The organism is Hydrogenophaga sp. (assembly GCF_022844385.1).
Taxonomy (GTDB): domain Bacteria; phylum Pseudomonadota; class Gammaproteobacteria; order Burkholderiales; family Burkholderiaceae_C; genus Hydrogenophaga.
In genome coordinates, this window is sequence record NZ_JALHLX010000011.1 from 20,223 (window position 1) to 27,130 (window position 6,908).

Below are 6,908 nucleotides of genomic sequence, written 5' to 3' on the forward strand. Positions count from 1 at the left end.
GGATCTACTCACCCAGGATGGCGCGCAGGGTGTGTGCGTCGATGGGTTTGTGCAGGAGAGGGAAGCCGAGTTCGGAGGCTTCGTGGATGCGTTGTGGGGAGGTGTCGCCGGTGAGGATGTAGGTGGGGACGGTGCGTGGGAGGCAGGCGTGCACGGCGCGGATGGCGTCGATGGCGGTGACGTTGCCACCCAGGCGGTAGTCGGAGATGAGCAGGTCGATGTCGCTGGCGTGGGAGATGGCCATGACGACGGCCTCGTCGGGGGAGGTGGCGCAGAAGACGTGGTGGCCCCAGACGCCGAGCACGCTGCGCATGGCGGCGAGCACCTGCTCGTCGTCGTCGATGACGAGCACGCCCATGCGGGCGACCGACTGGGGGTAGGCCGGCTCGTGCAGGGCGGGGGCGGTGTGCGTGGGGGCCTCGCAGCGTGGCACGCGGATGCTGAACATGGAGCCGCGCCCGGGGGTGGAGCGCAGGTCCAGCGGGGCACCCAGCAGCAAGGCCGAGCGTTTGACGATGGACAGGCCCAGACCCAGGCCATGGGACTCGTGGCCCGCGGCCTGGGTCTGGCCGATCTGGAAGAACTCCTCGAAGATGGCCTCGCGCTGCTCGGGTGGGATGCCGATGCCGCTGTCCCAGACCTGGAACTCGACCTCGGGGCCGCGCAGGCGGCAGCCGATGAGCACGCGTCCGCGTGAGGTGTAGCGCACGGCGTTGGAGACCAGGTTGACCAGGATGCGGCGCAGCACGGTGGGGTCGGTGTCGACCCACAGGCGCGAGCTGGCCACGTGCAGGCGCAGGCCCTTCTCGGTGGCGAGTTGGTGGAAGTCCTGGTCGAGCTCTTCGAGCAGGCGTTGGGCGCTGGTGGGTGAGCGCTCGACCTGCACGGCGTTGGCGTCCAGGCGGGAGACGTCCAGCAGCATGTTGAGCAGCTGGCCCAGGCCATCGAGCGAGGCCTGCATGCGCCGGCAGATCTCGGCCAGGTCGGCGGTGCGCACGCTGCGGGACTGGGACATGGAGCGCAGGGCGGTGAGGAAGAGGCTGAGTGCGTGAATGGGCTGGCGCAGGTCGTGGCTGGCGGCGGCGAGGAAGACGGACTTGGCGCGGTCGGCGGCCTCGGCCTTGTCTTTCTCCGAGCGCAGGCCTTCGATGAGTTCGTGGATGCGGGCCTGGGCTTCGCGGCGGTCGCGGATGTCGCGCACCACGGCCATGCGCAGGCGCTCGCCGTTGCGCATCATGGAGCGCCCGATGATCTCCACCGGGATGCGCTCGCCGCGGGCGTTGAAGACCTCGCTTTCGTAGGCCGCGTCTGCTCCGGAGGCGATCACGGTGATTGCGCGCGCACGGTACTCCGGTGCCACCAGCTCCAGCACCGATCGGCCCAGCAACTGGTGCAACGGTGTATCCAGCAACTGGCTGGTGGCCGGGTTTGCGTCGGTGATCAGACCATCTCGGTGGAACACCACACACTCTTCGCTGGCATTCATGAAGCGCGACAAGCGGTCCTCGGATTCGCGCAGGGCGAACTCCGTCTTGTGCCGCTCGGTGATGTCGGAGATGAGGTAAAAAAATCCTTTGTCGGCACCGGTGTCGTGTGCATCCCCGGCAAAGGTCACGGTCACTTCAAGCCGCATCGGGACGCCGTTGGCGGCAATGAACTCAAAGGGGAAAGTCACGGGCTTGTGTTCCCTGAGCGTGCGCCGCAGGAAGGGGACCACCGCTTCACGCAGGTTCCTGCCGATGAGATCGAGCGCCGGGATCCCCAGGATGGATTGTGCGTCGTGCCCGAAGAGCGCGGCGAATTGCTGGTTCGCAAACTCGCAGCGGTTGTGCGGGCGCGGACCGAAGTGGGCCACCATCACAGGCAGCATCTTGAAGATCAGGTGCACACGCTCGACCTGTTTCTGTGCCTGCAGGCGAGCCTCTTCGATGGGCGTGGTGTCTGCAAAGTGGCACACGTGGTGACCATGGGCAGGCACCCAGTGGGCGTTGCAGGCGAGCCAGCACGATGATGGTGTCGAGAATTCGATGAGGCAATGAAAGTCGGTCTTGCGCTGCACACACGAGCTCAACTGCGCGCGCGATGCCGCTGCGAGGCAGTCGATCCAGTGGGCAGGCGCGCCTTGCGCGCGAAGGAGTTCCACAAAGGATTGCGAAGCACCCAGCAGCGCGCAGTCGTCGCCCAATGCGGCCGACAGACCAGGAAGTTGGCTCCAGGGAATCGGGTCGGGGTTTCGCATGAGGTCCAGACGTGTCCTTCAATGGCATGACCAAGAGGGCCCATCGTAGTCGCGAGGTTTGGAAAAATCCATGACCTACCTGTGAAGTCGGCAACATCGCCAGCGGAAAATACTGCGCTGGCATTATTGAGACGTCGCGCGCCAGCCCAGAGACTGCAGGCTTACCACTCCATTTTGGAAGAGCCGAGCATGACAGAGCGTTCAGCACCGGCCGTGCAACACGGCCCTTCGAGCTCTCCGCCCCCAGCGGAGTCGCCGGCCGTTTCGGCTCACTCCAGGTTGGGTGAGGCCCGGGTGGTTGAGGCCGCGGTACAGCGCAGCGCTGGCAAACCCCACCAACCGATGACGCTTGCCACGGTGCTGCGTCATGTGCTGTTGCTCGATCGGGACAACGGCAGCGCCACGCACACGGGCGTGGCGCTGCCGCCGACTCCGGCGACATCCCGCGTGCAAGGCCCACTCGCCAACCATCCGCCTGATCCGTCGCTGGCCGTGGCCGATGAGTCCGCACTGCGGCGAATGAACAGCCTGCTCTGCATCACACTGGACATCTGCCTTCAGCTCGACACCGCGCGGTTGCAGCTTCAGAACGCGATATCCACCCAGCGTGAAATGGAAACCCTCCTCGAGATGGTCGCTGCCCGTATGGAAGCCGGGCAGGCGCACCAGTCCGTTCACCGGCGAATCACAACGCTTCTGATGGCCGAGCGCGACACGGTGTCCGAGGCAGTGCGCGAATGGAACCGGATCGGTCGGCGCTTCACACAGCACACGCGCTTGCTGCCGGCGCAGCTGGATTCCGTCGTCGATACCCTGGGGCCACTGCCGGCCGACGAAATGGACCGCTTGGCCGAAGCGTGTTTGTTGACGCACGCCGACGTGCATTTCCGCCTGCGCCAGCGAGCTCGCGCCCGTGCCGCCGATCGGCTCACCGGTGCAAGCACAGGGCCAGGCCGCACACCCGAGGACTTCCACGACTGGATTGCGCGCATGGAGGAAGTCAGAGCCCAGGCGGCTGCGGATTTTGCGTCGGCCCGGGAGGCCTATCTGGATGCGGCTCTCAACCTGGATCGTGGGCATGCCAGTTTTGTGAGGGCGCGGTCGCTGCGTCGCACCGCCGAGACCGGGTTTCGCCATGGCTCCGGGAGTGCCCTTCACTTCTCAGATGCGATTCTGGAGGAGAGCCGACGCATGCACGCTGTGCTGGCGCTGCAGGCCTGCAGGCTGGCCGCCAAACACCAGCTGTATTCTTTGGCGGGCTTGTTGCCAAAACAGTACGGCCTTGTGGGGCCGCTGACCTGGCACTGATGGCCTCAGTGAGACCTCGGCACGCGGACGTGTTCGCACCAAACAACAAGGGCCTTGCCGCGATACGGCAAGGCCCTTGTTGTTTCGGCCGCTGTCGTGGAGCGGCTCAGTGCATCGTGGCGACTGCGCCCGTGGCATTGGCCGGCGAACGAAACCACAAACCCGCAAATGCGCTGTAGCGCAACATCGAACTCTGGCGCACGCGACGATCGATCTTCTTTTCGATGGTCGGCATCTTGCCGAGCATGTCAACCACCCGGCTGTCCCAATGGACCACCTTGATGAAGGCCGCGTAGATTTCCAGGCCGCCGGGGTTCAGTCCGACCGAGCGGACCATGATGCGGACCTGGCCGCCATCGAGGCCCAAGGCCCGAAAGCAGTCCTGGATCAGTGCCTGGTAGTCGTCCGAAATCGAGGAAGGCATGATTTCGGAATCGACGTCTTCGTCGTTCTGCACCTTCACCTCGTTCTTGCGACCAAAGTGTTTGATGACACCCAACGTCAATGCGGTCATGCCCATGATCTGCCTCGCTTCTCTGGGGTTGGCTTGGTGACCGAAGATGCGTTCACCATGGGGAGAAGTATCTCGCCCGGATACCCCCACCCCCAATAATGCATGAGCACTATTTTGCGAAATTCAGGCCGATCTGCGGCCCGACTACAGGTTGCTGTCGACGTCGGGTGCTTCTGCGAGTCCCGACTGGATGGCGTAGGCAGCGATTTCGGCACCGTTGTGCAAACCGAGCTTGAGCATCACGTTTTGCCGGTGCTTGCGCGCTGTGAGCACGCTGATGTGCAGGGCGTCGGCGATTTCCTGGTTGCTGCCGCCTTTGGCGATCATGCGCACGATCTGTTGCTCGCGTTGGGTCAATGACTGCGACATCCCTTGGCCCGTGGGGCGCCCATTGGCGGTGCTGTCCAGTCCTCTGGACACCTGCTGGCTGATGTAGCGCCGGCCAGCGAGCACCGCCTGAATGGCCTCAAGCAGTTCCGAGCCTTGTTCGTGCTTGAGCACAAAGCCGTCTGCACCGGCAGCGAAAGCGTTGGCCACGGACCCCGGGTAGACGTTGCCGGTGACGATCAACACCTTCGTATCGGGCGCGACCTTCTTCACCTTGCGGGTCACCTCGATGCCCGAGCTGTCGCTGAGCGCGAGGTCGAGCAGCAGCAGGTCTGGCGAATGAAACGCCACCAGCACCTCGACCTCGCTGCCCAATGCGGTTTCAGCCACCAGCTCGAAGCCTCCGTTGGCCGCCAGCAGCATGCTGATGCCCAGTCGCACCAGCGCATGATCTTCTGCAACAACAACTTTGATCATGGTGTGCTTCGGTTGGAGGGGGGGGGGATGCCGCGCCGTGCGTCAACGGCCGGGCCTTTCGGGGTCAGGCCTTTCGGGGTCAGAACGGAATGTCGTCGTCCATGTCATCGAAGCCGCTGGACTGGCGTGCCGGCGCTGCTGCCGGAGCTTGGCGGGGCGCGGCGGGCGCGGCCGCGCGCGGGGCCGCCGCGGGGCGCGAGTAGCTGCCACCACCGCCACCGCCAGCTTCGTCACCGCTGGGACCGCCCATGCCCTGGCGGCTACCCAGCAGCTGCATTTCGCTGGCGATGATGTCCGTGGCGGTTTTCTCGATGCCGTCCTTGTCGGTGTACTTGCGGTAGGTCAGGCGGCCTTCGACGTAGACGGGGGTGCCCTTTTTTACATATTCGCCCACGATTTCTGCCAGGCGTTCGAAGAAGGTGACGCGGTGCCACTGGGTTTCTTCGATGAACTCGCCGGAGTTGCGGTCCTTGCGGCGGCTGGTGGTGGCGATGCTGATGTTCGCCACGGCACCGCCCGAGGGCAGGTATCGGATCTCGGGGTCGCGCCCGCAATTGCCGACGAGGATGACTTTGTTGACGGATGCCATGGTGATGTCCTGTAGAGGGTGGGGCGGCCCGCGCGGGGCCGCCCGAAAATCGTTCAGTCATTGTGCCGCAACTGACCGCCAGCGGGCCGGTCGCGCAGGCCCGTCGAAGCCGGGATACCCCTGGCCCTACACTGCCAACCCATGAAAGGCGAACCGGACTTCCTGCAGAACCTGCGCGACGAAATGGGCGGTGGCAGGCAATGGCTGGACCGCGCGGTGGTGATCGCCTACGCCGTGCTCGCCGGTCTGGCCGTGGTCGGGTTCACGCTGCTGGCCGACGCCGCGATCGATCTTTACAGCCGCATGCGCAATGGCTGGTGGTGGGCGCCCTTGATCTGGACGCCTGCCCTGACTGCCTTGATCGTCTGGACCATCCGGCGCTGGGCGCCCGGAGCGGTGGGTTCGGGCGTGCCGCAGGTGCTCACCGCGCTGGCGCCGGAGACCCCGCTGAGTGAGCGCTCGCGTTTTGTGTCCCTGAAGCTGAGTGTGGCCAAGGTGCTGGGTGTGTCGGGCGGCTTGCTGGCGGGCTTGTCGGTGGGGCGGCAGGGGCCGTCGGTGCAGGTGGCGGCGGGTGTGATGCTGCACGCGCGGCGCTGGCTGTCGCCCGCTTCGGGCATCAGCGACCGGGAATTGCTCGTGGCCGGGGGCGCAGCCGGGATTGCCGCGGCTTTCAACACGCCCCTGGGTGGCATCGTGTTTGCCATCGAAGAACTCTCGCGCCGCCTGCAGGACCGCAGTAGCGGCCTGATGCTGGCGGCCATTGTGGTGGCCGGCCTGGTGGCGGTGTCGGCGTTCGGCAATCTCTCCTACTTTGGTCGGGTGCGGGCAGACGCGGTGTCGTGGTGGAGCTTGCTGGCCCCCGGTGCGCTGGTGGCACTGGCCTGCGGCTTGCTGGGCGGTCTGCTGTCGCGCCTCATGCTGGCTTCGTTCACCGGTCTGCCCGACCGGTTTTGTGCCTACCGTCGCAAACGCCCGGTCACGTTTGCGGCGGTGTGCGGCTTCGTGGTGGCAGTGATCGCGATCGTGAGTGATGGCGCGGCTGTGGGTGTGGGGCATGAGCACACCAAGGAACTGCTGGACCAGGCTGCCAACTCGACGCAGGCTCACCTGCCCCTGGTGTTCACCGGCCTGAAATTCGTCGCATCCTGGCTCTCGGCTTGGGCCGGTGTACCCGGCGGCATTTTTGGCCCCAGCCTGTCGCTGGGTGCCGGTGTGGGGGCTGACGTGGCCTGGCTGCTGAGCTCACCCCATGGCGCAGCGCTCATTGCGCTGGGCATGTGCGGCTTTCTGGCCGCCGTGACCCAGACGCCCATCACCGCCATGATCATCGTGATGGAGATGACCGATGGCCACAGCATGGTGCTCAGCCTGATGGCGTGTGCGCTGCTGGCCAGCCTGGTGTCGCGCATGATCAGCCGCCCGCTCTACAGCACCATGTCGCTGCTGATGATGCG

The 6,908-nt window shown here is 65.4% G+C and carries 6 protein-coding genes; 2 read left to right on the forward strand and 4 right to left on the reverse strand.

Annotation, left to right across the window (positions count from 1 at the left end; translation table 11 throughout):
- Positions 1 to 4: 4 nt before the first annotated feature.
- Positions 5 to 2,239, reverse strand: coding sequence for an ATP-binding protein (locus tag Q0C59_RS03935; RefSeq protein WP_291211986.1), 2,235 nt, complete (start codon positions 2,237 to 2,239; stop codon positions 5 to 7).
- Between the two features lie 342 nt (positions 2,240 to 2,581).
- Here Q0C59_RS03935 and Q0C59_RS03940 point away from each other — a divergent pair, with 342 nt between their 5' ends.
- A complete protein-coding gene (locus Q0C59_RS03940; RefSeq protein WP_291211988.1) occupies positions 2,582 to 3,547 on the forward strand; it encodes a hypothetical protein in 966 nt (321 codons plus the stop codon).
- Between the two features lie 106 nt (positions 3,548 to 3,653).
- Here the strand turns inward: Q0C59_RS03940 and Q0C59_RS03945 are convergent, their stop codons facing one another.
- From Q0C59_RS03945 to ssb, 3 genes are all read right to left on the reverse strand, one after another.
- Entirely contained in the window at positions 3,654 to 4,061 is a 408-nt protein-coding gene (locus tag Q0C59_RS03945) for a hypothetical protein (protein ID WP_291211991.1), read from the reverse strand.
- A gap of 144 nt (positions 4,062 to 4,205) precedes the next feature.
- Positions 4,206 to 4,865 (reverse strand): response regulator transcription factor, encoded by a 660-nt coding sequence (locus Q0C59_RS03950; protein WP_291211994.1) that lies wholly within the window; start codon positions 4,863 to 4,865, stop codon positions 4,206 to 4,208.
- Positions 4,866 to 4,944: 79 nt separating this feature from the next.
- Positions 4,945 to 5,454 (reverse strand): single-stranded DNA-binding protein, encoded by a 510-nt coding sequence (gene ssb, locus Q0C59_RS03955; protein ID WP_291211996.1) that lies wholly within the window; start codon positions 5,452 to 5,454, stop codon positions 4,945 to 4,947.
- Positions 5,455 to 5,595: 141 nt separating this feature from the next.
- Here ssb and Q0C59_RS03960 point away from each other — a divergent pair.
- The coding region (locus Q0C59_RS03960) for a chloride channel protein (RefSeq protein ID WP_291211999.1) at positions 5,596 to 6,908 on the forward strand (1,313 nt) is incomplete at its 3' end.